This window comes from Mesorhizobium sp. KACC 23794, assembly GCF_052180275.1.
Lineage (GTDB): Bacteria > Pseudomonadota > Alphaproteobacteria > Rhizobiales > Rhizobiaceae > Kumtagia.
The window spans coordinates 4,680,152-4,701,327 of the sequence record NZ_CP197465.1; the positions used below are offsets into that span (position 1 = coordinate 4,680,152).

Sequence of the window (21,176 nt, forward strand, 5' to 3'; positions counted from 1 at the left end):
ACGACCGGACCAGCGAGAGCGCTAGCCGATAATGCAGATGCCGCAAATGGCAAAAGTCGTTTTCATGGCCGCCTTATCGCGCCAAGCCGGAGCGCGCGTCAAGCGCGATGATCGCGAAATAAGGCAGGCGTTCGTACAATGTTACGACAAGACCATACGGGCGGCACCTTTTCGTTGCATTTCGCGGCTAAGGTTCCATTCGAGGGCAAAGCTTCGGCACGGATGCCTTTGGAAGGCCGCGAAGCGGCGGCGGACGGGCGACCCCGTCATGAGCCGGCGCAGTTTTCGTCCCTTTCCGCAAGAAACCGGGGCAAACGTGACGGGAAAGCAACACCGGCAAGCTTTCCTTAATCATGTCTATACTTAAATAACGGAATTGTCGGAGTATGTAGGAATCGCGGCCACGGTTTGGTCGAATTCGATCGCGATGTGCGCCGTGCAACAAGAACTGACAGACCCAAGGAAAGTACAATGTCTATCCTGAAGAGCGAAGCCGAACGAGCGCGCGCTCAATATGCCAACCTGGTCAAGCACTACCGGGCCATCGGCCCGGGCGCCGTGGCCGGCGCGCTCGCTTCTGCCAAGAAGCAGAAGCCGAAGGTCAAGGCGACCCCCGTCAAGGCGTGAGCCAGGCGGCAGCCTCCTCACAGAGAGCGAGGCAAAGGACCGATCCCCTGTGCAAGGCCCGGCGATGCCGCCCGGCCATCCGCCGGGACATACTGAATTCCAGGATTGCCGAACGCGGAGCTTTGGCGGGCGCCAGCCTCGCCATGCAGACAGGCTGTTTCAGAACAGGCTGAACTGGCCGTCGTCCTTCGGCGCGGCAGGCGGTTTTGCAGGCTTCTGCGGTTCGACCGCCAGAGGCGGCGCATCGGCGATGCGCTCCTGGATTTCCGGCCCGACATTGGCGAATTTGTTGACGCGGTCCGAGATCGGAATCGCCTCGAACAGGCCAGGCTCGGCCGGCCGCATGATGTCGGCCACGTCGCGCGGCTCCAGCCGGCGGCAGTCCAGCCAGCGGGCAAAATCCTCGGGCCGCACGACGACCGGCATGCGGTCATGGATAGGAGCAATGTCGGCGCTGGCCGCCGTGGTCAGGATGGCGCCGGTGTCGATCTCCGAGCCGTTCGGATCCGCGTAGGTCTCCATCAAGCCGGCAAAGGCGACCAGCCCGCCATCGCGGGGCTTCAGGAAGAACGGCCGCTTCTCCTTGCCCACCGTCTTCCATTCATAGAAGCCGCTGGCCGGGATAAGCGTACGGCGATGACGGAGCGCCACCTTGAAGGTGCCGCGCTCCTCCGCCGATTCGGAGCGGGCATTGATCAGCAGCGGCAGGCTCTTCGGGTTCTTCGCCCAGCGCGGGATCAGACCCCAGCGCACCAGCATGGCGCGCCGGTCGGGCAGGTTCGATCCCGGCTGCCGCGGTTCGGCCGCAATGACCATCAGGATCGGCTGGGTCGGCGCGATGTTGTAGCGGGGCGGAAACGGCTCCACCTCCAGCAATCCCATATAGGCGACGACCTCCTCCCAACTGGCCATCAAGGTAAATCGTCCGCACATGCGGCTTCTCCGTTGATCCTGCCGCCCGATTCACTGTCTAAGCCCTCGAGACTCAGAATCCGGACATGCATAGTGTGGGATTCGCTCGAGCCCGCCGCAACCCTACCCTGCCGCATCGTCGCAAAGGTGACAGCATGACCGGACCTTCGCCGATCCCCGCCGTTTCGGTCGCGCTGGTGCGCGGAGAACGGGTGTTGCTGGTCAAGCGCGGCGGGGCCCCGTCGCGCGGGCTCTATGCCTTCCCCGGCGGACGGGTGGAAGCGGGCGAGACCCTGGAGCAAGCGGCGCGGCGCGAACTGTTCGAGGAAACGGGGCTGCAGGCCGGACCGCTGAGCCCGGTGGTCGAACTGCTGGTCGGCGGCGCGAAGGGTGACGCGCCGGTCCATTTCCGCCTTCAGGTGTTTTCCGCGTTCCATGTCGGCGGAGAGCCGGTAAGCGCCAGCGACGCCGAGGAAGCGGCGTTCTTCACGCTCGGCGAATTGCGGGCGCTGCCGCTGACGGACACGATCGAGGAGATCGCTGAGCAGTTGCTCGCAATCCGCTGAAATCGCGAAGAAAAGACGCGCCGGCTGCCTTGTCCTCGCCAAAATGATCCGTCACAGATTTGCGATGGGACGAATCTCAGCGGCGGTGCTTGGGCTTGCAGCGGCCTTGACGGTGGCAGCGCCAGGCATGGGGCGAGCCTCCGAGAGTCCTTATGAGAATGGCCTGCTGCGGCTTTCCGAGGTGCTGGGGTCGCTGCATTTCCTGCGCAGCCTATGCGGCGAGACGGGCGACCGGTGGCGCGGCGAGATGGAAAAGCTGCTCGCCGCCGAAAATCCCGACCCGGCGCGGCGGGAACGCTTCGTGGCGCGCTTCAATCGCGGCTACCGATCGTTTGCCGACAACTATACGAGTTGCACCGCCTCAGCCACGGAAGCCATCAGCCGCTACATGAAGGAAGGCGAGGAATTGTCACGGGAAATCGCCGCCCGCCAGGGAAATTAGGACCGTGTTAACTTTTTCGCCAATGCGAGCGTGCAGCGCGGCACAACTGTGATAGGACTCTTAACGGGACATTAAAAATTTGAATCAAGTTGGCCGCTCGCGGTCACGGGTTTGAAGGGTGTGGATGTGAGTATCGAGCATAATACGAGTGACATCGATGCGCTGGTGCGCGAGGAAAAGCGCCTGACCGCGGTCGAATGCCACACGGAAGCCTGGGCCGAAGGGCTCTCGGCCGGCATCGAGACGGACATCATCGCGGAAGCTGCGCTTGCAACGGCGCTTTGCGAGATCTTCCGCTGCAGCGGCGAGACCGTCACGCTGACGCTTATCGACCGTATGCGCGAGCGAGTCGTCGCCGGCGATTTCGCTCCGTCCCAGTCGCGACATTGAGTCGTCACGCAAACTTCCGGCCCATGCTATAAGGGGCACGGGCGGGCGTCGTGTTTGCGGAGATGGTCTTGTGATGAGGTTTTTGGCGGCCGCCAGGGCGCGTTCTGCATCGGGCGCCGATATCGTCAGCACCTTCCGGCCGGTGCTGTTGTGCGTCGGCCTTTGCCTGGCATTCACCCTTTCGAGTGCGCCGGCCTTCGCGCTGAGCGAGATCAAGCGCGAGGAGCTTCCAGCGCCGACCTCCCCCGCGTCGCCACAGGGCGATGACACGGAAAAATCGGTTCCGCTGCCCGATCCGCTTTCTCCAACAACGTCCGAGAATCCGGCCAAGCCCGACCAGGCCGATCCGGACGACGCGACCCAGCCCGCCGATTCCAACCAGCCGGACGTCACCAGCCCGCGCGATCCGAACGAGCCGGTGCCGGAGGTTCTCTACGATTTCAGCCAGTTGCCGCCCGACGTGAAGCGGCTGCGCGACCAGATCCTCGAAGTTACCAAGAGCGGCGATATCGAGAAGTTGAGGCCGCTGATCGGCATGGGCGACGACATGACCCAGCTGTCGCTGATCACCGTCGATGGCGACCCGATCGACTATCTGAAAAGCCTTGCCGGCGACGAGGACGGACAGGAGATTTTAGCGATTCTCGAGGAAGTGCTTTCGGCCGGCTATGTGCATCTCGACGCCGGCAAGCCGGATGAACTCTATGTCTGGCCGTATTTCTTCGCGGTGCCGCTGGACAAGCTGACCGGCCCGCAGCGGGTCGAATTGTTCAAGATCGTGACGGCCGGCGACTATGAGGAGATGAAGAACTTCGGCTCCTACATCTTCTACCGCGTCGGCATCACGCCGCAGGGCAAGTGGGCGTTCTTCGTCGCGGGGGAGTAGAGGCCTCTATAGAGGCAGCGCTTCGGAAAACCGCACCGGCTGCCCCCTGCCCGGCGCGACGATGTCGCCTTCCCACATGACCGGCACGCCGCGCACCACCGTGCCGACCGGCCAGCCGGTGACACGCCTGCCGTCATACGGCGTCCAGCCGGCCTTCGAGCCGGCCTTGGCGTTGGTGATCGTCTCGGAGCGCTTCAGGTCGACAATGGTGAAATCGGCGTCGTAGCCGGCGGCGATGCGGCCCTTGCCGGCCATGCCGAACAGGCGATTCGGGCCGTGGCTGGTGAGATCGACGAAGCGCTCGAGGGTCAGCCGCCCTGCGTTCACATGGTCGAGCATGACCGGCACCAGCGTCTGCACGCCGGTCATGCCCGACGGCGACGCCGGATAGGGTTTCGCCTTCTCTTCCAGCGTATGCGGGGCGTGGTCGGAACCGAGCACGTCGACCACGCCGTCCGCGACGCCCAGCCAGACGCCGTCGCGATGCCGGCTCTCGCGCACCGGCGGATTCATCTGGAGCAGCGTGCCCAGCCGCGCATAGTCGTCGGCAGTCAGCGTCAGGTGATGCGGCGTCGCCTCGCACGTCGCGACATCCTTGTGGTTGCGCAGGAAATCGATCTCCTCGGCCGTGGAGATGTGCAGGACGTGGATGCGCGCGCGGGCGCGGCGGGCGATGGAAACCAGGCGCTCGGTGCAGCGCAACGCCGCGATCTCGTCGCGCCACACAGGATGCGAGGACGGGTCGCCGGGCACGCGCAGGCCGGCACGCTCGCGCAGCCGGAACTCGTCCTCGGAATGGAAGGCGGCGCGGCGACGGGTGTTTTTGAGAATGGAAAAGACGCCGTCGTCGTCCTCGACCAGCAGGTCTCCGGTGGACGAACCCATGAATACCTTTATGCCGGCCGCGCCCGGCAGCCGTTCCAGTTCGGCGACGTCGTCGGCGTTGTCGCGCGTGCCGCCGACCCAGAAGGCGAAGTCGCAATGCATACGGCCGGTCGCCCGCTGGATCTTGTCGGCGAGCGCCGCCTCGCTGCTGGTTAGCGGATTGGTGTTCGGCATCTCGAAGACGGCGGTGACACCGCCGAGCACCGCGGCGCGCGATCCGGTTTCCAGGTCTTCCTTGTGCTCAAGTCCGGGCTCGCGGAAATGCACCTGGCTGTCGACGACGCCGGGCAATATGTGAAGCCCTGTGCAGTCGATCGCCTCGCCGGCGCTGGCGCCGGACAGGTCGCCGATCGCTGCGATCCGCCCGCCACTGACGCCGAGGTCTCGCCGTCCGACGCCGTCGTGATTGGCGACGGTGCCGCCTGTCAGGATCAAATCGTACGTCGCCGCCATATCGTCCGCCGCTCTTGTCCGCTGGTTTTCCGGGGCTTACGTAATGACCCTGCCGATTGCAAGCCAAGGCCCGTTTCATGCCGACTGCCCTCCTCGACGACCGCGCGCTGATTTCCGTCTCCGGGCCGGAGGCGGAACACCTGCTGCAAAACATCGTCAGCACCGATCTCGACCAGTTGGCGGCCGGCGAGGCGAAACCCGGCGCGTTGCTGGCGCCGCAGGGAAAGATCCTGTTCGATTTCCTGATTGCGCGCGACGGCGAAAATGCGCTGCTGATCGAGTGCCGGGCCGACATCGCCGACGATTTCGTGCGCCGGCTGATGCTTTACCGGCTGCGCGCCAAGGTGGAAATCAGGAAGCGCGATCAACAGCTTGTGCAGGTTTCGTGGGGAGACGATTCAAACGCCTCGCAAACCGAATCAACGCCTGCCGGCGCGATGCGCGACCGGCGATTCGCCGATCCTCTCCAGGTCTGGCGCGTATACGGCGCAAGCGCCGCGGGCGATGATGACAACCGCGTGAAGTGGCAAAGATTCCGCATTGTTAACGGCATAGCCGAGAGCGGCTGCGATTTTGCCCTGAATGACGTTTTTCCGCACGATGTTTTGCTCGACCAGAACGGCGGCGTGGGGTTTCGCAAGGGATGTTACGTCGGCCAGGAGGTTGTCTCGCGCATGCAGCACCGCGGCACGGCGCGGCGGCGCGTGCTGGTCGCCACGGCCGAAGCGGACCTGCCGCCACCGGGCACGGACATCCTGGCCGGAGGGCGTTCCGTCGGCACGCTCGGATCGACGGCGGGGCGCTCGGCGATCGCCATTGCGCGCATCGACAAGGTCAAGGCGGCGATGGACGACGGCGTCGCGATCACGGCCGGCGATGTCCCGCTGTCGCTCGAGATACCGGCCTGGGCGGGTTTCAACTTCCCGAAGGAAGCGCCCGCGGAGGAAGCCTGATGGCGGCGGACCGGACGGGAGCGCCACCGCGCGCCTGGCAGCGCATGCTGTCCGGCCGGCGGCTCGACCTGCTCGACCCCTCGCCGCTCGACATCGAGATTTCCGACATCGCGCATGGGCTGGCGCGGGTGGCGCGCTGGAACGGCCAGACTTTTGGCGACCACGCGTTTTCGGTGGCGCAGCATTCGCTGCTGGTCGAGGCGATTTTCCGGGAACAGGCGCCGGGCTCCTCGCCCGACCAGCGCCTGGCGACGCTGCTGCACGATGCGCCGGAATATGTCATCGGCGACATGATTTCGCCGTTCAAGGCGGTGGTGGGCGGCGACTACAAGGCGGTGGAACTGCGGCTGCAGCATGCGATCCACCTGCGCTTCGGGCTGCCGCCAAAGCTCGACGAGAAGACGAAAGCGGCGATCAAGCGCGCCGACCAGGTGGCCGCCTATTTCGAGGCGACGGTGCTCGCCGGCTTCGCAGCCACGGAGGCGGTGCGCTATTTCGGCCGGCCGAACGGGATTTCGGCCGACCGGCTCGACCTGGCGCTGCGCCCGGCAAAGACCGTGCAGGCCGCTTTCCTGAAACGCTTCGCGGCGATCGAGAAGGAGCGGACGGCAACGGCCGGCCCAACGGTTCCGACGCTTTCGCTGCCGGGCTGACCACGTCTCGCTCCTGACCGACTACTTCGCCTTCTGCCCGATACGCGCTTTGAAAGTGCGGAACGGCTCGACTAAGTTGAACGGGATCTTGTAGCCGGCGCCGCCGTCGCGCATCAGCATGCGAACGTCCTCGTCCGTCATCTGCATCTTCTTGGTCTTCTCGTCATATTGCATGTCGTAGGTGTGATCGAGGCCGTCCCACTCGCCGTTCTTGCGCGTGCCGCCGAGGAAATGGCCGAGTTCGTGAGCAAGCGTGGAATGGTCATGGTTGGCTGCGATGAAGACCATCGCATGGCTTGAGATCGCCCTGCCGTTCACGGAGCGGCCGTCGCTGCCGATGACCTTTTCCACGAAGAACACCGTGACGTCGGCGCCGGAAACGCGGAGCGGCGCAAACAGGGTTTTGAGTTTCTCGGGGTCGATGTTCTCGCCGAGATTGGAGAATTCCGTTGTCCGCTGGCCCAGCCCGGCACGGATCGCCTCCCGGATTTTCGGGTCGGTGTCGTCAATGATCGCGGGCTGCGGCGCAGCGAAGGTCTCGAAGACCATCTGCGCCTGCGGTGTCCAGATTTCATTGACCACGGCCATCTCCCTGACGACCTCGGCCGGCCGGGAGCTGTGGAATTTCAGGGTGCGCTTCTCGTCATAGACCCGCAGGTCTCTGATTGCGACCTTGACCGTCACCAGATCGACCACCACGACCGGCATCTCGGTCTTGCGCTTGCCGTCGACCGTCACCTGCAGCTTCGCCGGCGCCTTGAAGTCGACCTTGCGCTTGCCGGTGATGCGATAGTAGCGGACCGTGGCGTGGATATCGTCGGGCATGTAGGCCTTGGCCAGCTTCGCATCGGTGCCTGGCTGGGAAAGCTCCGTGTATTTCGCTGTCCGAGCCCGGATCATCTCGGCCGTATCCACGTCATCGATCTTGAGAGCGGTGCTGTCGGAAATCAGCCTGGCCTTCTCCTTGTCGACCTGCACGGCGACCAGATTGGAACCGTTGAACGGGATGACCATGCCCGGATGGCGCGGGTCGTGATCGACACCGGCGCATCGGAAAACCTCCCAGAATCGGATCATCCGCCTTCTCCACACCGGTTCCAGCACCACCGGGCTGGGAGGATTACGGCAGGATGGAAACCGGAAAATGTCGCGAGTTCCAATAACAATGTGGAGAATGTAACAATGAGCGCAATATCTGCCGGGCGGATCGTGACGGCACCCGCCCTGGGCGGGCGCCGTCACGGACGTAACCGGGTTTCAGCCGAACTCCATTTCCGAAACCATCGGGGAACGTGCAAGCACGGTTTCCACATCGTCGATGGAGATTTCCTCGCCGGCGAATTCGAGCGTCTCGACGCCCGAGATTCGCTTCCCATTTTTTACAAAGTCGACCGCAGCCGCCGGGCAGTACGCCGGAACAGCCAAGGTGACATCGATCCCGCCGACAATTCACGGCCTGCATCAAAGCACTCTCGCAAACACCGGCTTTTTGCTAGATTGGCGGCAAGCCAACGAATTTCGAGAGCAGCCCGGCGCGCCGTGCGGACCAGTTCCTTGCCGTTTCTCGGGATTTGCTGCGCGGCCTACATAGCGGCCGCGGCGATCGCTTTTCCGGAAGACTACGCGGCGGTTCTCTGGCAGTTCGCCATGGTGTTCGGCCTTTCCCTGCCCCTGGTTCTTGCCGCTACAGTCGGCATCACCGGTTTCATGGAAAATCCCGCGGCGCCGTTGAACGGCGCGAAGCGGATGCTCGCAAACGCGTCATGGCAAGCCGCGAAGATCGTTGTCGTCTTCCTGCTGGGTGTCGCCGCCTACACCACCTTGAAGACCAATATACCGAACCTCGTTCCGTTCTACGCCGACCCCTATCTCGCAGACTGGGACGAAGTCCTGCACGGCGGGGCGCCATGGCGGTGGCCGCACAGCCTGCCGCGCCAGCCGACCTCGACGCTCATGGAATTCTTCTATTCGATCGTCTGGTTCGGCCAGTGGTTTGGCACCCTGCTGTTCGTCGCCATGTGGAAAGGCGGCGCGCGCAAGGAACGGTATCTCTGGGCCTTCGCCGCAACGGTGCTGGTGGCCGGCACATTGACGGCGGCGGCATTCTCGTCCGTCGGCCCGATCTTCTATGACAGGTTCTACGGCGGCGAGCGCTTCGCCGCGCTGCTCGGCGAGTTGGGGGCAAGCGACGGCGCGGCAACCGTGACCCGTTTCGCAAGCTACCTGCTCGACAGCTACCACGGCGGCAGTGCGGCCTTCGGCACCGGCATCTCCGCGATGCCAAGCATGCATGTGGCGATCGCGACGCTCAACGCACTGTTTCTCGGCAGCCTGCAACGCAGCCTCGGCGTGGCGGCGTGGACATTCCTGGCGATCATCCTGTTCGGCTCGGTCTATACAGGCTGGCACTATGCCATCGACGGCTATGTTTCGATCGCCATCGTCGGAGCGATCTGGTGGGTGAGCGGATTGTATTTTCTGAGGGCAAGGCTCGCCGCCGGGACCGCGCTCAGGCCGGCCGCTGCAAATACAGCCGCGCGGGCAAGGCCGCTGCCGGAGTCCACACGTTTATAAGAGCGGCGGCATCTCCCGAGGACGGCGGCGGCAAAGCTATCGCCCCTGCCGCTCCAGGCGGTCCAGAAACCACTGGGTCAGCCGCACCCACACTTCGTCCTTCTCGCCGGTGTCCTCGCAGCCGTGGTCGAGGTTGGGATTGTCGTTGACCTCGATAACGAAGACGCCGTCCCTGGTCTCCTTGATGTCGACGCCGTACAACCCATCGCCGATGCAGCGTGCCGCCCTGACCGCCGTCTCCACGACATGCGGCGGCGCTTCCTTCAGCGTAAAGGTCTTTATGCCGCCCTGGTCCGGCTTGCCGTTGGCCTTGTGGTTGACAATCTGCCAGTGTTTTTTCGCCATCAGATAATGCACGGCAAACAGCGGTTGGCCGCCGAGCACCCCGACCCGCCAGTCATATTCGGTCGGAATGAATTTCTGGGCGATCAGCAGATCGGAATCCTCGAGCCACTCGACAGCGAGCGTCTTCAACTCCTCGAAGGTCGACGCCTTCTTGACGCCACGCGAAAACGAGCTGTCGGGGATTTTCAGTACCAGCGGGAAACCCAGCGTGTCGGCAGCGAGCTGGAAGTCGGACGGGCCGGCGATCATCACCGTCGGCGGCACCGGCACCTTGTTGAAGGTCATCAACTCGTTGAGATAGACCTTGTTGGTGCAGCGGATCATCGACAGCGGATCGTCGATGACCGGCATGCCTTCCTGCTGGGCGCGGCGGGCGAAGCGATAGGTGTGGTTGGAGATCGCCGTCGTCTCGCGGATGAACAGCGCGTCGTAATTGGCGAGTTTCGCCAGATCCCGCTTGGTGATCGGCTCGACCTCGACGCCCATCTTTTCGGCTATGCGCGCCCAGTGGCGCAGCGAGCTGATCTCCGAGGGCGGCAACTGCTCGGCGGGATCGATCAGCGTGGCAAAGCTGTAGCGCGCGGGCGTACGCGCCTTGGTGTCGCGCCATTCGCGGCTGGTGTAGGCTTGCAGGCTGGCGAGGAAACGCGGCTTCTCCTCCGGCGTCAGGCGGGCAAGCGGATGGAAGCCGATGCGGTGGATCGACGCCCATTGCTGGCTGTCCTTGATCGCCATCTCCAAGGCGGGCGCCCGGAACCAGTCGAACAGCAGTTTTGCAAACCGGTCCCAGGCTTTCGACGGGCCGATGCCGAAGAAGAACGAGACCTTTGCGGGAAAGGCGCCGCCGAGATCCTTTCGGCATTTGTTGAGCGCCAGCTCAAGCTCCGGCAGAGCGTGCTCGTAGAGTTTCCGCTCCGACAGGTCGATCATGGTCTCGACGGTCGGGATGACCTTGTGGCCGCGCGAGCCGGCGAGCAGCGAGGCGTAATAGCCGCGGCTCTGGTAGGCATAGCTGTTCGACAGGTTGATCACCTTCGGCCGCTGGCCGGCGAACAGCGCCGGGTGGGCGAGATAGTCGCGATTGGTGATGATCTTGTGCGGCGTGTCGACCTGGTCGAGATCGCTGTTGCGGCCGGTGAGGATGACCCAGGTCATCGAAAATTCCGTTTGCGAGAGCGTTGCGGCAAAGGGGCGGATTTTTGTGGAAGCGGCACGGCAGCGGTTAACGCGGTCACGGCGGCGTCGTTCCGTGTTCGGCCTGGGGCGGTGTTCCGAGCAACGGCTGCAGGGCGAGCGGCTTCTCAAAACGCAGGGCCGTCGCGCCGTCGGCGTAGTAGTCGAGCTTGCGGCCGAACAGGCGATAACCGAATCGTTCGTAGAGACCGATGGCGCGAAGATTGTCCTCGCGCACTTCCAGCCGCATCGATGCCGCGCCTCGGGCATGCGCCGCCTGCTCTGCCTCCGCCAAAAGCCTGCCCCCGACGCCGGATTGGCCAGGTGCCGCGGCGATGGAATAGAGCCGCGCCTTGCGGCTGCGCTTCCTCAAAAGCACAACGCAGCAGCCGGCGATCTGCCCTGCCCTTTCGGCGCCAAGCACGATCGCGGTCCTGCTGGAGAGCAGGTCTCGCCACGAGCGCCGGGAGATGCGGTCCGCGTCAAACACGGCCTCCTCCATCGCCACGAGGGCGTCGAGATCGGACGCACTGGCCGGACGAACTTTTAGGGACATCGGGGCCGGAAAACCTCGTCGCGGAGTGAGGACTCAAGCAAACAATTTGCCGCCAGGACAAGTTTCCGCGCCAGCATCGTACGCGCTTTCGCTCCCGGATTTGGGCTGAATTGTGACGCGTATGGAACAGGCTGAATCAACACGCACCGATGTCCGGCGTTTCAATGGTTACGGATGGCGCCCAGCTTTATCCAGACCCGTTCGGTGTTGCCGTGGTCATCTGCCCAGACATCGACCGACACCTGTCCAACAGGAACGGGAATACGAATATATTCAAATGCTTCACTATCGCTGACCGCAAGGATGCCGGTCGACGCATACAGGCTGCCGCTGAACATTTTCGTTCCGCCTAAATCGTCTTCCCGGTCGGTCACGGTGACGAGGGAGGCTCCATCGACGAAGGAGAGCACGCAGAAACAGAGACAATCCTCCGAAGCCACAACGAATGACTCTCCCGTGACCTCCGGGACGGTCACGTTGGGCGATGCGTCGGACAGAAACAGGATCGGGTGCCGTGTCTCGATCTGCATCTGAAATCTGGGCATGGCCTAGCTCGCCAGCCCTTCCTTCAGCTGCCGCCAGGCGTTGCCGGCGACGGCGTCGAGCACGTCTTTCGGCGCGGTGCTGACGATGGCGCAGCCAAACCCCTCGTCCAGCCAGTAGATGGCGGTGGGGCCGCCATCGCCTTGGGCGTAGGTGCCTTTCGCCTTCATCTTCGGCTCCGGCGTCAGATAGATCGACACCTGGTTGCCGTTCGGGTCCTTGTAGACGAGCAACGCCGCCGCGGAGTGGCCGTCCGGCAGGATGCGGCCGCCGAGCAGTTCAAAACCCTGCGCCGACAGGTCCGGCACCACCAGCTTCAGGCCGGTGCGCTTCGACAGCCAGCCTTGCAGATAATCGCGGTCGTTGCCTTCGACCTCCACCGCATGCGACTTGTCGACGGCGTAGGTGACATAGGCGCCGATGGCGCTGTCGGCGAGGCGGTCGGCGGGCGCCGCAGCTTCTCCCACCGACCCGACCGCCGCGAAATAGCCTGCCGCCCCGCCGACGACGAAGATCAGCGCGGCCGCGGCGGCCTGCCGCCACCAGGCGGAACGGATGGCGGGCCGCGCAGGCTCGCTCTCGCCGGTGACGATCGCGGCCAGCCGCGCGGGCACAGCTTCTTCCTCGATGCCGGAGACTGCGCCACGGATCAGCGACAGATCGTCGGCGTAACGGCCAGCGCGCGCCTTCATGTCGGGATTGGCGTCGAGCCAGGACTGGTACAGGGCGCGCTCGTCCTCCGGCAGTTCCGCGTCGAGCGCCAGATGGATGTCGCGGTCGGTGAAATCGCGCGCGCTCATCGGTCTACCACCCTGATGGCACGGCGGCGGGCGCCGTCGTCGAGCAGAGCGCGAAGATCGTCGCGGCCGCGCGCTATGCGCGACATCAGCGTTCCCGCCGGCACGCCGAGGATCGTGGATGCCTCGGCATAGGAAAAGCCTTCGACCGAGACCATCAGGATCGCCGCGCGGCGCTCGGGGCTGATCGTCTGCAGCGCCTGAAGAACCTCGCGCGAGCCTGCGTCCTCCACCTGCTCTGCCGGCACCGCCATCGCCTCGAAACCGTCTAGCGGCAGCATGGCGGACTCGCCGCGCCTTTTGTCCTTCCGCATCTGGTCGACGAAGATGTGATGCATGATGGTGAAGAGCCATTTGCGCGGGCTTTCGCCGGTGCGCCAGTTGTCGAGATGGGCCAGCGCGCGCTCGAGACAGTCCTGGACGAGGTCGTCCGCCCGGTCGCGGTCACGCAGCAGCGCGCGCGAATAGCGCCGCAGCCGCGGGATCTCCTCCAGGATCGCTCTTCGTCTGTCGTCCATCCGCGACGCTCGCACCGCCCGTTCCGCCGCCGTCAAATCCGAATTCGCGTCTCTGCGCAAGCCCGCGCTTGGCCGGTCGATTGCGGACCGGGTGCTGCCATAAGTGCAAACGCCGGCGCGGGCCGAAATCTTCCCTATCCATCAAGGAAAATGAACGATGCGTCGATTCTATTCATTCGGGAGGTCCGGGAAAATCGTCTAGGTTGTGCCGATCGGAGGACCGCCCATGACGTCGACGACCGCAACCGCCGCATCGCGGCCCTTTCCCTGGCTGATCATCGCCTGCGGCTGCATCATCGCCGCGCTGACCTTCGGGCCGCGCTCGGCGATGGGTTTCTTCCAGCTTCCGATGCTGGCGGAAAAGGGCTGGGACCGAACGACCTTCGGCCTGGCGATGGCGATCCAGAACCTGTTCTGGGGGCTCAGCCTGCCGTTCTTCGGGGCGATCGCCGACCGCTACGGCACATGGCGGGTGCTGGCGGCGGGCGGCATCATCTATGCGGCCGGGCTGATGCTGATGGCGACGGCCTCGACGCCGACCATGCTGCATATCGGCGGCGGCGTGCTGGTCGGCATGGGTGTGGCGGCCGGCTCCTTCTCGATCGTGCTCGCAGCCTTCGCGCGGCACACGCCGCCGGAAATGCGCTCGGTCGTGTTCGGCATCGGCACCGCGGCGGGCTCGGCCGGCATGTTCCTGTTCGCGCCGCTCAGCCAGGGCATGATCGACGCCTTCGGCTGGTCGGACACGCTGGTCTATATGGCGATTGCCATGCTGGTGATCCCGGTGCTCGCCATGCCGCTCGCCGGCAGTTCGCACGCCGCTCAAAAGGCGCAGGCGGCGTTCCAGCAGACGGCAGGCCAGGCGCTGCGCGAGGCGCTCGGCCATTCCAGCTATCTGCTGCTCGTCTCCGGCTTCTTCGTCTGCGGCTTTCAGGTGGCCTTCATCACCGCGCATTTCCCCGCCTATATCGGCGACCTCGGTATTCCCGCGCGTTATGCCGTCATCGCGCTGGCGCTGATCGGTTTTTTCAACATCATCGGCTCGCTTGCCTCGGGTTTCATCGGCCAGCGTTATCCCAAGCCGAAATTCCTCGTACTGATCTATCTCGCCCGCTCGGTGGCGGTGACCGCCTTCCTGCTTTTGCCGCAGACGCCGACCAGCGTCATCGTCTTCGCCATCGTCATGGGGCTGCTGTGGCTGTCCACGGTGCCGCCGACCAATTCGCTGGTGGCGATCATGTTCGGCACGCGCCACCTCGCCATGCTGGGCGGCGTCGTCTTCCTGTCGCATCAGGTTGGCTCGTTCCTCGGCGTATGGCTGGGCGGATATCTCTACGACCAGTTCGGCACCTACGATCCGGTGTGGTGGCTGGGGGTGGCGCTCGGAATCTTTGCCGCGATCGTGCATTGGCCGATCCGGGAGAAGGCGGTGGAGCGGCCGGGACTGGTGGCGGCGGAGTAGATATCGGGACGCTATTGCTGCGTCCTTCCAGGCTCGCCATTCAAGTTCGCACAGGATCGTTGACGTTCGAGAGGGCTCGCACGTCAGGATGACGAGATGCACTCGAGGTTAACCATCGCAAGACGCGGCTCCCGGCACCCACTTACTTCGCTTCGATCTAAAACCTATTTTTGAAGCTGGGCAGCCGGGGCTTTTGCATGACAATATACAAATTCGAGCGCTGGTTCGCGCCACAAGTGATTTCAAACTTTCAGGCCGGCGACAGGCTGGACTTCTCAGCGTTTAACATTGCCACCTTCGATCAGTTCGATTCCTGGAACATCCAGTTCTACAAGGGCGGAACAGAAGTAGGATTCTTATACAATAGCGTCCTTGAGCATCTCACAGTCGAAAACTACACGCTTACGGAAGCAGATTTTATCTTCAACACCTCACGATCAAACCTTTCCGTTGTCGGCACCGCAGGGAATGACACTCTTTTTGGCGGGCTGGGCAACGACACCATCAATGGAGGTGGAAAAGTCGACACAATGGCAGGTGGTACCGGCAACGACACCTACCATGTCGACAATCAGCTCGACGATGTCAGGGAAGCCGTCGGCGGTGGATTCGATCATGTGGCAATCAGCTTGAGGGGGGATTACAACTTCTACGAACTCGAACCCGGCGTTGAAGTCGAGAAACTCACCTCCAACAATCTCAACTCCACGAAATATTTGTGGCTGATTGGAAACGAGTTCAGCCAGACCTTGATCGGGACCGCCGGCGAGAACGAATTGAAAGGCGCCGGGGGAGACGATATTCTCATCGGATACTCCGGCGCCGATCTGCTCAGCGGGGGTGACGGCTTCGATATCGCGTCGTATCGCGGCTCGAAGGAAGCCGTGCTCGCATCATTGGCCGACCCACTCGCAAATACCAATGATGCGGAGGGTGACACCTACTACGGCCTGGAAGGTCTTACCGGTTCTTCGTTTGCCGACACGCTCGTAGGCGATGACTGGTCGAATACACTGGACGGCAGCGGCGGAAACGACATTCTGATCGGCGGTCTGGGCTTCGATACGCTTGTCGGAGGAAGCGGCGACGACACATTCGTCTTCGACACTGCGCCAAGCAATTCGGGCAGCTACGACAAGATCGCCGATTTTTCTGCAGCCGACACGATCCGGCTGGATAGTGCGGTCTTCACCGCTTTGCCGGCCGGCGCGCTCGCGGCTTTCAACATTTTCAATGACGGCCCGAAGGATGCGAACGATCGCATCATCTACAACTCCGTTACCGGCAATCTCTACTACGACGCGGACGGTTCGGGCGCGGCTTTCGGCAACGTCAAGTTCGCCAATCTGATCGGCGCGCCCGATCTGACGGCGAGCGCCTTCGAGGTGGTGTGATAGTCTTCCACAGGGCGTCGCAAGCCCTCTCCCGGCTTTCCGCCGCGGGGAACGATTGAATGATTTTATCGCTTATCGCGCGGCTGCTCTCGTCAGCAGCCGCTGATAAAACAGGCCGATGCCGATCAGCACCGCGCCGAGCCCTATGAAGGACAGCGCACGCAGCACGCCTTCCAGTTCCGACATGTCGAACAGGAAGACTTTTGCCACGGCGATGGCGATCAGGGCGCCGGAGGCGGCGCGCAGGATGAAGGAGCCGGTGCGCACACCAATGACCAGAAGTGCCACGCCCATGACCAGCCACAGCGCCGAATAGGTGTAGGTCTCCAGCGGCTCCAGCCCACTCCAGAAACCGATGAACTCGCCCTTGAAGACACGGCGCACCGACAGCGTCGCATAGGTGAAGGCGAGGGCCGCGGCGGCGATGCCCAGCATCATGCCATACCAGGGCGGACGGCGGTTGCGCGCATACCAGGCGAGCAGCGCGGCAGCAGAGGCCGGCAGCAGATAGGCGAGGAACAGCAGGTTGAATACCGGTATCGCACCGGTCGATTCGTTGGTGAACAGCGGATTGACCAGCAGGAAATGCTGGAGCACGATCATCGCCACCGACAGCACGCCGATCAACAGCGAGCCGTAGCGCAGCACCGAGCTCGGCGCGCGCAGGTCAAGCGAGATCAGGATGCCGCCGGCGGTAAGCGCAAGCAGCGAATAGATCGACTGCTCGGCCAGCGTCGCTTCGCTGGTGTCCAATATGCCGCCGTGCATGGCGTGGCGCACCAGCATCGCGACGGTCAGCAGCCCGAAGAAGATCGCCGAGCCTTCCATCGCCTGGCGCGGCCGGCCGCCGGTGGTGCGGGCCAACTGCCAGGCGCAGAAGGCGAAGGCCAGCGCCGGAATGCCGTAGCCGGGCAGCAGCGCGTTAAGAACCGGCGTCGTGCCGAGGGCGGCAGCGCCGACGATGGTGGGGTCGATCGCCGCGCGGATGATCACCACGACGACGGCTGCCGCCGACAGCCAGCCGAGCGCCGGATAGCTGCGCCAGCGCGTCGCCAGCGCCGGCAGGACGGCAGCCGCGCCGACGAGAATGGTTGTCGGCGCCGGGCCGAAAGCCATGTGGATGGCGGCGACAAGTGCGGCGCCCGCGCCGGCAAGCAGGAAGGAGACCGCGGGTTCACCGGCCGATGCCGGCTGCTCTGCGCGGGCGACCGTCTCGGCACCGGCTGCGAGGATGACGGCAAGCAGCAAGGCGGCGGCGGCGTAGTGGAAATCGAGCTCCGGGTTGCCAAGTGACAGCCAGAGCGAACAGACCGAGACGAACGGCACGATTGCCGCGAACGCCGCCCAGGAGGCGGCGCCAGCACGCCGGGCGGCGACCAGCCGCCGCGCCTGGAACAGGCCGGCGGCGATGAAGACGGCCGAGAGCAGGATGCCGGGATAAAACAGCGCATCGACGGAGGAGACGGCCGCAAAACCCTCGATGGAGACGGGCTCGCCCATCATCTCGAAATCGAATGAGCCGGCAAGACCGATGCGCAGGTAAACGAGGCTGACGGCGATGCCGGCGCCGAACAGCAGCGGCAGCGCCTCGGCGCGCCAGCCGGCCAGCGCCACCATCAGCACGAACAGCGCAGTGCCTGCGGGAACGCCGCGGACCGCCTGGAACGCCGGATCGACCATCAGCGCCGTGGCTGCGAGCGCGACGAAAAAGGCGGGGATCGCGGCGGGGAAAGCGCGGTAGCCGGTCCTGGCAGCGGCGTCTGGCGCGCTGTCCGGCCACAGAAGGGCAAGGCTGGCCAGCATCACGAGGTTTATGAAGAGGACGATCGTCAGGTCGACCGGCGTCATCTCGGCCATGTAGACGACACACCAGAAGCCGGTGCCGAAGAAGGCGGCGGTGGCGAGGAAACGCCAGCGGCGGATGCGCGCGATGGCGATGGAGGAGACCAGCACGACCGCCAGATAGCCGAACAGCGCCCAGGGATTGGGCGATTGGGTGGCGACCAGGATCGGGGTGACGAATGAGCCGAGCAGGCCGACACCGGCCAACGCCTGCCCGTGGATAAGCGCCAGCGCCGTCGTGGCGACGCCGACGACGCCGAGAAGCACGAAGGCCAGGCCCGGCCCTATGAAGCCGTAAATGCCATGCGCGGCGTAGATCGTGCCGAACAGCGTGAAGGCGCCGACGGCGGTGAGGATCGCCGGGATATAGGCGCCGGCAGCACCAGGCATGGGCATGCTGAAGCCGGTGCGGCGGATGAACTCGCCGGCCGCCATCAGGAGAAGGCCGAACAGGCCGGCCAGCACGAGGCGCGTGCCAGGGCCGAACCAGCCGGCCTCGATCGAATAGCGGACGAGGAAGATGCCGCCCAGCGCCAGCGCGACGCCGCCCACCCAGACCGCCCAGCGCGTGCCGAGCGCGGTTTCGAGGTCGGGTGTTTTTAGCGCTGCTTTCGGGGGCGAGGCAGGTTTTGCCGCCTGCCCGGCAGCACCGGCTGCCTCAGTGCCGGCAGCGCTCCGCACGGTGTCGCCGACCTCGACGGAGGCGGCGGCCGAAGCGGTCGTTTCCACAAGGCCTTCGGAGGGCGCTGCTTCGGCCGGCTTGGGACGCAAGGCGGCGAGGCCGGGTTCATCGGTCGGAGCCGTGTCCGTCTCGCCGACAGGGCCGACGGGTGCGGCTTCAGCAGCTTCGGCGGGGATCGCGTCGGTAGCGACAGGCGGTGATGCAGTGCCCGTCGACGCAGAAGAGGATGCGGCGCTTGCTGACGCGGTGTGGCCTGCCGACGCGGCGGCGGCTGATTTCGCCTTGCCCGCGTCCGGCAACGACAGGATGAAGGAGCGCAAGGCGCCGATTTCGCGCTCCAGCAGGCCGATGCGCGAATGCTGGCGGGCAACCACGACAATCAGCGCCACCACGCCGATGGCGCTCAGCATGCCGAAAAAACTGTCGAACATCCGCCCTCGCCCACAGACTTTGCTATCGGCCGGCCAGACTGGCGGCAGGGAAGATGGAGCATGTTTCGGTGCCGAAGGCCAGAAGTTTGCCGGCTTGATCCTTCAGCGTCGCCTCCGACACGGCAAGCGTGCGGCCGCGATGGACGACCCGGCCTTCGCAGATGACTTCGCCGGTCCTCGGCGTGATCGGCCGCAGGAAGTTTATCTTGAACTCGGCGGTGGTGTAGGCCTCGCCTGCCTCCAGCGTGGTGTGGACGGCGCAGGCGAGCGCCGAATCCATGATGGTGGCCGTCCAGCCGCCATGCACGCCCCCGAGCGGGTTGAGATGGCGTTCATTGGGCAGGCCGCGAAACACCGCCCTGCCCGGCTCGACCTCGGTCAGCGCGAAACTGAGCGTGCCGGCGATCGGCGGCGCTGGATATTCGCCGGCAATCAGCTTTTGCAGCAGCACAAGACCCGGCTGGCCGGCCAGATCCTCGCGCGGGATCGTGCCCAGCCCCAGTCGCGAAACATGGCCGGGAAACAATTCGACTTCGCTCATGCGGCGTGTTCTCCGGGCGCGGCCGCGCCGTTCAGCTTGCGCAGCGCCGCCAGGAAACCGGCGCGCGCCTCGGGTTCGGAAATGCCGCGCGGCTCATAGACGTGCCGCGCCAGGAAGAAGCCGGTCAGACGGAAGGCGTGGTCGATCGCCACGGGATCGGCGCGCCGGGCGGGTGCTGCGAGAAAATCCGGCAGCACCAGCATTTTTTCGCGCCAGGGTGCGCCTGCCTCGCGCGACACGGCGCGCCCGGATTTCGGCGATACGTAGACCAGGTCGGTGCGCACGCCCGTCGCCGCGCATTCCGAGAGGTCGAGGCCGAAACCCAGTTCCTCCAGCACCATCAATTCGAACCGCGCCACCAGTTCGCCGGCCAGCAGCGGCTGGTCGAGATGGCGGATCAGCAGCGCCAGCGTCTCGTAGAGCGCCGGATGCGAGTCGCGCTCGGGCATCAGCCTGAGATGACCGGCAATGGTCTGCAGGCCGAACACGGCGACGGCGCTGTCGAACAGCCGCGCCGCATTGAGTTCGATGGCTTCCGCCTGGAAGGTGCCGAGATGCTCGTCGAGGCGCGCCCGCCAGACCAGGTCGACGCGGTTTCCCGCCTGCAGCACCGGCTGCTGCTTTCGCGAACGACCGCCGCGCACCATGCCGAGATGGCGGCCATGCGCCCGCGTCATCACTTCGAGGATGACCGACGTCTCGCCATGCCGGCGGGTGCCAAGGATTATGCCTTCGTCGCGCCATTCCATGCGGCGGAGACTTTCACGGAAAGAGCGACGAGATCAAGGAGGGCTCACCCCGCCGTATAACCGCCGTCGACCGAAAAGATAGCGCCGCTGGTCCAAGCCGCCTCGTCGCTGGCGAGATAAACGGCGATGCCGGCGAGGTCGTCAGGGCGGCCGATGCGGCCGAGTGGGTAGCTGCGCTGGACGTAGGCGGAGAGTTCGGCCTTGGCGGCTTCCGGCAGATTGTCGACGGTCTTGCGGCGCATCACCGTGTCGACCGTGCCTGGGGCGATGGCGTTGACGCGGATGCCGCGCGGGCCGAGTTCGAAGGCGAGCGACTTGGTCAGCGAGTTCAACGCGCCTTTCGACAGCGAATAAAGGCTGGACGGGCGTTTCGGGATCATCTTGTGGGCGAAATAGGACGAGATGTTGATGACCGAGGCGCCCTCAGCCAGATGCGGCAGGAGTTTCTGGGTCAGGAAGAAGGGCGCGGTGACGTTGAGCGCGAAAGAATTGGCATACTGGTCCGGCGTCACCGTGTCGAAGGCGACGAGATAGGCGACGCCGGCATTGTTGACCAGGATGTCGAGTTTTTCGTCCAGGCGCTCGAACTCGCCGGCGACAGCCTCCACGCCCTCCGGGGTGGCGAGGTCAGCTTCGAAGACATGGGCCTCGCCGATCTGCCGGCGCGCGGCATCCAGCTTTTCGGCGCTGCGGCCGACGATCGTCACGCTGGCGCCCTCGCGGCGGAATGCCGTGGCGATCGCCAGCCCGATGCCGTCCGAACCGCCGGTGACCAGCGCCCGCTTGCCTGCAAGTCTCATGT

The 21,176-nt window shown here is 64.6% G+C and carries 22 protein-coding genes; 10 read left to right on the plus strand and 12 right to left on the minus strand.

All coding sequences use genetic code 11. The annotated features are described in order from the left end of the window. Window positions 1-471 precede the first annotated feature (471 nt). Window positions 472-627, plus strand: coding sequence for a transcriptional regulator (locus ACSBOB_RS23005; protein WP_442578384.1), 156 nt, complete (start codon window positions 472-474; stop codon window positions 625-627). 159 nt (window positions 628-786) lie between these two features. Here ACSBOB_RS23005 and ACSBOB_RS23010 read toward each other — a convergent pair whose 3' ends face one another. Further along, window positions 787-1,560 carry an SOS response-associated peptidase gene (locus tag ACSBOB_RS23010; RefSeq protein WP_442578385.1) on the minus strand — a complete coding sequence of 258 codons (774 nt, stop codon included), beginning with the start codon at window positions 1,558-1,560 and terminating at the stop codon, window positions 787-789. Window positions 1,561-1,694: 134 nt separating this feature from the next. Between ACSBOB_RS23010 and ACSBOB_RS23015 the strand changes: the two genes are divergently transcribed. From ACSBOB_RS23015 to ACSBOB_RS23030, 4 genes are all read left to right on the plus strand, one after another. Further along, window positions 1,695-2,105, plus strand: coding sequence for an NUDIX hydrolase (locus ACSBOB_RS23015; protein ID WP_442578386.1), 411 nt, complete (start codon window positions 1,695-1,697; stop codon window positions 2,103-2,105). A gap of 64 nt (window positions 2,106-2,169) precedes the next feature. Next, window positions 2,170-2,547 carry a TIGR02301 family protein gene (locus ACSBOB_RS23020; RefSeq protein ID WP_442578387.1) on the plus strand — a complete coding sequence of 126 codons (378 nt, stop codon included), beginning with the start codon at window positions 2,170-2,172 and terminating at the stop codon, window positions 2,545-2,547. A 132-nt stretch (window positions 2,548-2,679) separates the two neighbouring features. Next, entirely contained in the window at window positions 2,680-2,937 is a 258-nt protein-coding gene (locus ACSBOB_RS23025) for a hypothetical protein (RefSeq protein WP_442583805.1), read from the plus strand. A gap of 73 nt (window positions 2,938-3,010) precedes the next feature. Then, the gene (locus ACSBOB_RS23030) at window positions 3,011-3,823 is read left to right on the plus strand and encodes a hypothetical protein (RefSeq protein ID WP_442578388.1); all 813 of its coding nucleotides are present in this window, start codon (window positions 3,011-3,013) and stop codon (window positions 3,821-3,823) included. Between the two features lie 6 nt (window positions 3,824-3,829). Here ACSBOB_RS23030 and ACSBOB_RS23035 read toward each other — a convergent pair whose 3' ends face one another. Next, window positions 3,830-5,161 carry a dihydroorotase gene (locus tag ACSBOB_RS23035; RefSeq protein ID WP_442578389.1) on the minus strand — a complete coding sequence of 444 codons (1,332 nt, stop codon included), beginning with the start codon at window positions 5,159-5,161 and terminating at the stop codon, window positions 3,830-3,832. Between the two features lie 77 nt (window positions 5,162-5,238). Here ACSBOB_RS23035 and ygfZ point away from each other — a divergent pair, with 77 nt between their 5' ends. Beyond that, window positions 5,239-6,114 carry a CAF17-like 4Fe-4S cluster assembly/insertion protein YgfZ gene (gene ygfZ / locus ACSBOB_RS23040; RefSeq protein WP_442578390.1) on the plus strand — a complete coding sequence of 292 codons (876 nt, stop codon included), beginning with the start codon at window positions 5,239-5,241 and terminating at the stop codon, window positions 6,112-6,114. Then, the gene (locus ACSBOB_RS23045; RefSeq protein ID WP_442578391.1) at window positions 6,114-6,767 is read left to right on the plus strand and encodes a hydrolase; all 654 of its coding nucleotides are present in this window, start codon (window positions 6,114-6,116) and stop codon (window positions 6,765-6,767) included. Before ygfZ ends, ACSBOB_RS23045 begins: the two co-directional genes overlap by 1 nt. A 21-nt stretch (window positions 6,768-6,788) precedes the next feature. On the opposite strand, the gene ACSBOB_RS23050 is transcribed toward ACSBOB_RS23045, so the two are convergent. After that, window positions 6,789-7,844, minus strand: a complete 1,056-nt coding sequence (locus ACSBOB_RS23050; protein ID WP_442578392.1) for a hypothetical protein — start codon at window positions 7,842-7,844, stop codon at window positions 6,789-6,791. Here ACSBOB_RS23050 and ACSBOB_RS23055 point away from each other — a divergent pair. Beyond that, window positions 7,800-9,341, plus strand: coding sequence for a phosphatase PAP2 family protein (locus ACSBOB_RS23055; protein WP_442578393.1), 1,542 nt, complete (start codon window positions 7,800-7,802; stop codon window positions 9,339-9,341). The two genes, ACSBOB_RS23050 and ACSBOB_RS23055, sit on opposite strands and share 45 nt — an antisense overlap. A gap of 36 nt (window positions 9,342-9,377) precedes the next feature. Here the strand turns inward: ACSBOB_RS23055 and ACSBOB_RS23060 are convergent, their stop codons facing one another. The 5 genes from ACSBOB_RS23060 to ACSBOB_RS23080 all read right to left on the minus strand — a co-directional run bounded on the left by ACSBOB_RS23060 (window position 9,378) and on the right by ACSBOB_RS23080 (window position 13,273). Next, window positions 9,378-10,841 (minus strand): RimK family protein, encoded by a 1,464-nt coding sequence (locus ACSBOB_RS23060; protein WP_442578394.1) that lies wholly within the window; start codon window positions 10,839-10,841, stop codon window positions 9,378-9,380. Between the two features lie 76 nt (window positions 10,842-10,917). After that, entirely contained in the window at window positions 10,918-11,349 is a 432-nt protein-coding gene (locus ACSBOB_RS23065) for a GNAT family N-acetyltransferase (protein ID WP_442578395.1), read from the minus strand. 227 nt (window positions 11,350-11,576) lie between these two features. Next, on the minus strand, window positions 11,577-11,945 hold the full coding sequence (locus ACSBOB_RS23070) for a hypothetical protein (RefSeq protein ID WP_442578396.1): 369 nt from the start codon (window positions 11,943-11,945) through the stop codon (window positions 11,577-11,579). Window positions 11,946-11,963: 18 nt separating this feature from the next. Further along, window positions 11,964-12,758 carry an anti-sigma factor family protein gene (locus ACSBOB_RS23075; protein ID WP_442578397.1) on the minus strand — a complete coding sequence of 265 codons (795 nt, stop codon included), beginning with the start codon at window positions 12,756-12,758 and terminating at the stop codon, window positions 11,964-11,966. Beyond that, complete coding sequence (locus ACSBOB_RS23080; protein ID WP_442578398.1) at window positions 12,755-13,273, minus strand: sigma-70 family RNA polymerase sigma factor; 519 nt, start codon at window positions 13,271-13,273, stop codon at window positions 12,755-12,757. The genes ACSBOB_RS23075 and ACSBOB_RS23080 overlap by 4 nt, the downstream gene beginning before the upstream one ends. A 226-nt stretch (window positions 13,274-13,499) precedes the next feature. Between ACSBOB_RS23080 and ACSBOB_RS23085 the strand changes: the two genes are divergently transcribed. Beyond that, window positions 13,500-14,735, plus strand: a complete 1,236-nt coding sequence (locus ACSBOB_RS23085) for an MFS transporter (protein ID WP_442578399.1) — start codon at window positions 13,500-13,502, stop codon at window positions 14,733-14,735. Between the two features lie 197 nt (window positions 14,736-14,932). After that, on the plus strand, window positions 14,933-16,129 hold the full coding sequence (locus ACSBOB_RS23090) for a calcium-binding protein (RefSeq protein ID WP_442578400.1): 1,197 nt from the start codon (window positions 14,933-14,935) through the stop codon (window positions 16,127-16,129). Between the two features lie 72 nt (window positions 16,130-16,201). Here ACSBOB_RS23090 and ACSBOB_RS23095 read toward each other — a convergent pair whose 3' ends face one another. The 4 genes from ACSBOB_RS23095 to ACSBOB_RS23110 are packed head-to-tail and all read right to left on the minus strand — an operon-like array spanning window position 16,202 to window position 21,174. Further along, on the minus strand, window positions 16,202-19,084 hold the full coding sequence (locus ACSBOB_RS23095; protein ID WP_442578401.1) for a DUF2339 domain-containing protein: 2,883 nt from the start codon (window positions 19,082-19,084) through the stop codon (window positions 16,202-16,204). A 22-nt stretch (window positions 19,085-19,106) separates the two neighbouring features. Beyond that, a complete protein-coding gene (locus ACSBOB_RS23100; RefSeq protein ID WP_442578402.1) occupies window positions 19,107-19,625 on the minus strand; it encodes a PaaI family thioesterase in 519 nt (172 codons plus the stop codon). Beyond that, window positions 19,622-20,374 (minus strand): DNA repair protein RecO, encoded by a 753-nt coding sequence (gene recO, locus ACSBOB_RS23105; RefSeq protein ID WP_442578403.1) that lies wholly within the window; start codon window positions 20,372-20,374, stop codon window positions 19,622-19,624. Before recO ends, ACSBOB_RS23100 begins: the two co-directional genes overlap by 4 nt. Before the next feature lie 44 nt (window positions 20,375-20,418). After that, the gene (locus ACSBOB_RS23110) at window positions 20,419-21,174 is read right to left on the minus strand and encodes an SDR family NAD(P)-dependent oxidoreductase (protein WP_442578404.1); all 756 of its coding nucleotides are present in this window, start codon (window positions 21,172-21,174) and stop codon (window positions 20,419-20,421) included. Window positions 21,175-21,176 lie beyond the last annotated feature (2 nt).

Coding starts and splice junctions, on each gene's coding strand:
- ACSBOB_RS23090 (WP_442578400.1), top strand. CDS start 14,933: ATGACAATATACAAATTCGAGCGCTGGTTCGCGCCACAAGTGATTTCA.
- recO (WP_442578403.1), bottom strand. CDS start 20,374: ATGGAATGGCGCGACGAAGGCATAATCCTTGGCACCCGCCGGCATGGC.
- ACSBOB_RS23045 (WP_442578391.1), top strand. CDS start 6,114: ATGGCGGCGGACCGGACGGGAGCGCCACCGCGCGCCTGGCAGCGCATG.
- ACSBOB_RS23050 (WP_442578392.1), bottom strand. CDS start 7,844: ATGATCCGATTCTGGGAGGTTTTCCGATGCGCCGGTGTCGATCACGAC.
- ACSBOB_RS23005 (WP_442578384.1), top strand. CDS start 472: ATGTCTATCCTGAAGAGCGAAGCCGAACGAGCGCGCGCTCAATATGCC.
- ACSBOB_RS23015 (WP_442578386.1), top strand. CDS start 1,695: ATGACCGGACCTTCGCCGATCCCCGCCGTTTCGGTCGCGCTGGTGCGC.
- ACSBOB_RS23110 (WP_442578404.1), bottom strand. CDS start 21,174: ATGAGACTTGCAGGCAAGCGGGCGCTGGTCACCGGCGGTTCGGACGGC.
- ACSBOB_RS23020 (WP_442578387.1), top strand. CDS start 2,170: ATGGGACGAATCTCAGCGGCGGTGCTTGGGCTTGCAGCGGCCTTGACG.
- ACSBOB_RS23080 (WP_442578398.1), bottom strand. CDS start 13,273: ATGGACGACAGACGAAGAGCGATCCTGGAGGAGATCCCGCGGCTGCGG.
- ACSBOB_RS23085 (WP_442578399.1), top strand. CDS start 13,500: ATGACGTCGACGACCGCAACCGCCGCATCGCGGCCCTTTCCCTGGCTG.
- ACSBOB_RS23030 (WP_442578388.1), top strand. CDS start 3,011: ATGAGGTTTTTGGCGGCCGCCAGGGCGCGTTCTGCATCGGGCGCCGAT.
- ACSBOB_RS23075 (WP_442578397.1), bottom strand. CDS start 12,758: ATGAGCGCGCGCGATTTCACCGACCGCGACATCCATCTGGCGCTCGAC.
- ACSBOB_RS23095 (WP_442578401.1), bottom strand. CDS start 19,084: ATGTTCGACAGTTTTTTCGGCATGCTGAGCGCCATCGGCGTGGTGGCG.
- ACSBOB_RS23070 (WP_442578396.1), bottom strand. CDS start 11,945: ATGCAGATCGAGACACGGCACCCGATCCTGTTTCTGTCCGACGCATCG.
- ygfZ (WP_442578390.1), top strand. CDS start 5,239: ATGCCGACTGCCCTCCTCGACGACCGCGCGCTGATTTCCGTCTCCGGG.
- ACSBOB_RS23100 (WP_442578402.1), bottom strand. CDS start 19,625: ATGAGCGAAGTCGAATTGTTTCCCGGCCATGTTTCGCGACTGGGGCTG.
- ACSBOB_RS23060 (WP_442578394.1), bottom strand. CDS start 10,841: ATGACCTGGGTCATCCTCACCGGCCGCAACAGCGATCTCGACCAGGTC.
- ACSBOB_RS23035 (WP_442578389.1), bottom strand. CDS start 5,161: ATGGCGGCGACGTACGATTTGATCCTGACAGGCGGCACCGTCGCCAAT.
- ACSBOB_RS23010 (WP_442578385.1), bottom strand. CDS start 1,560: ATGTGCGGACGATTTACCTTGATGGCCAGTTGGGAGGAGGTCGTCGCC.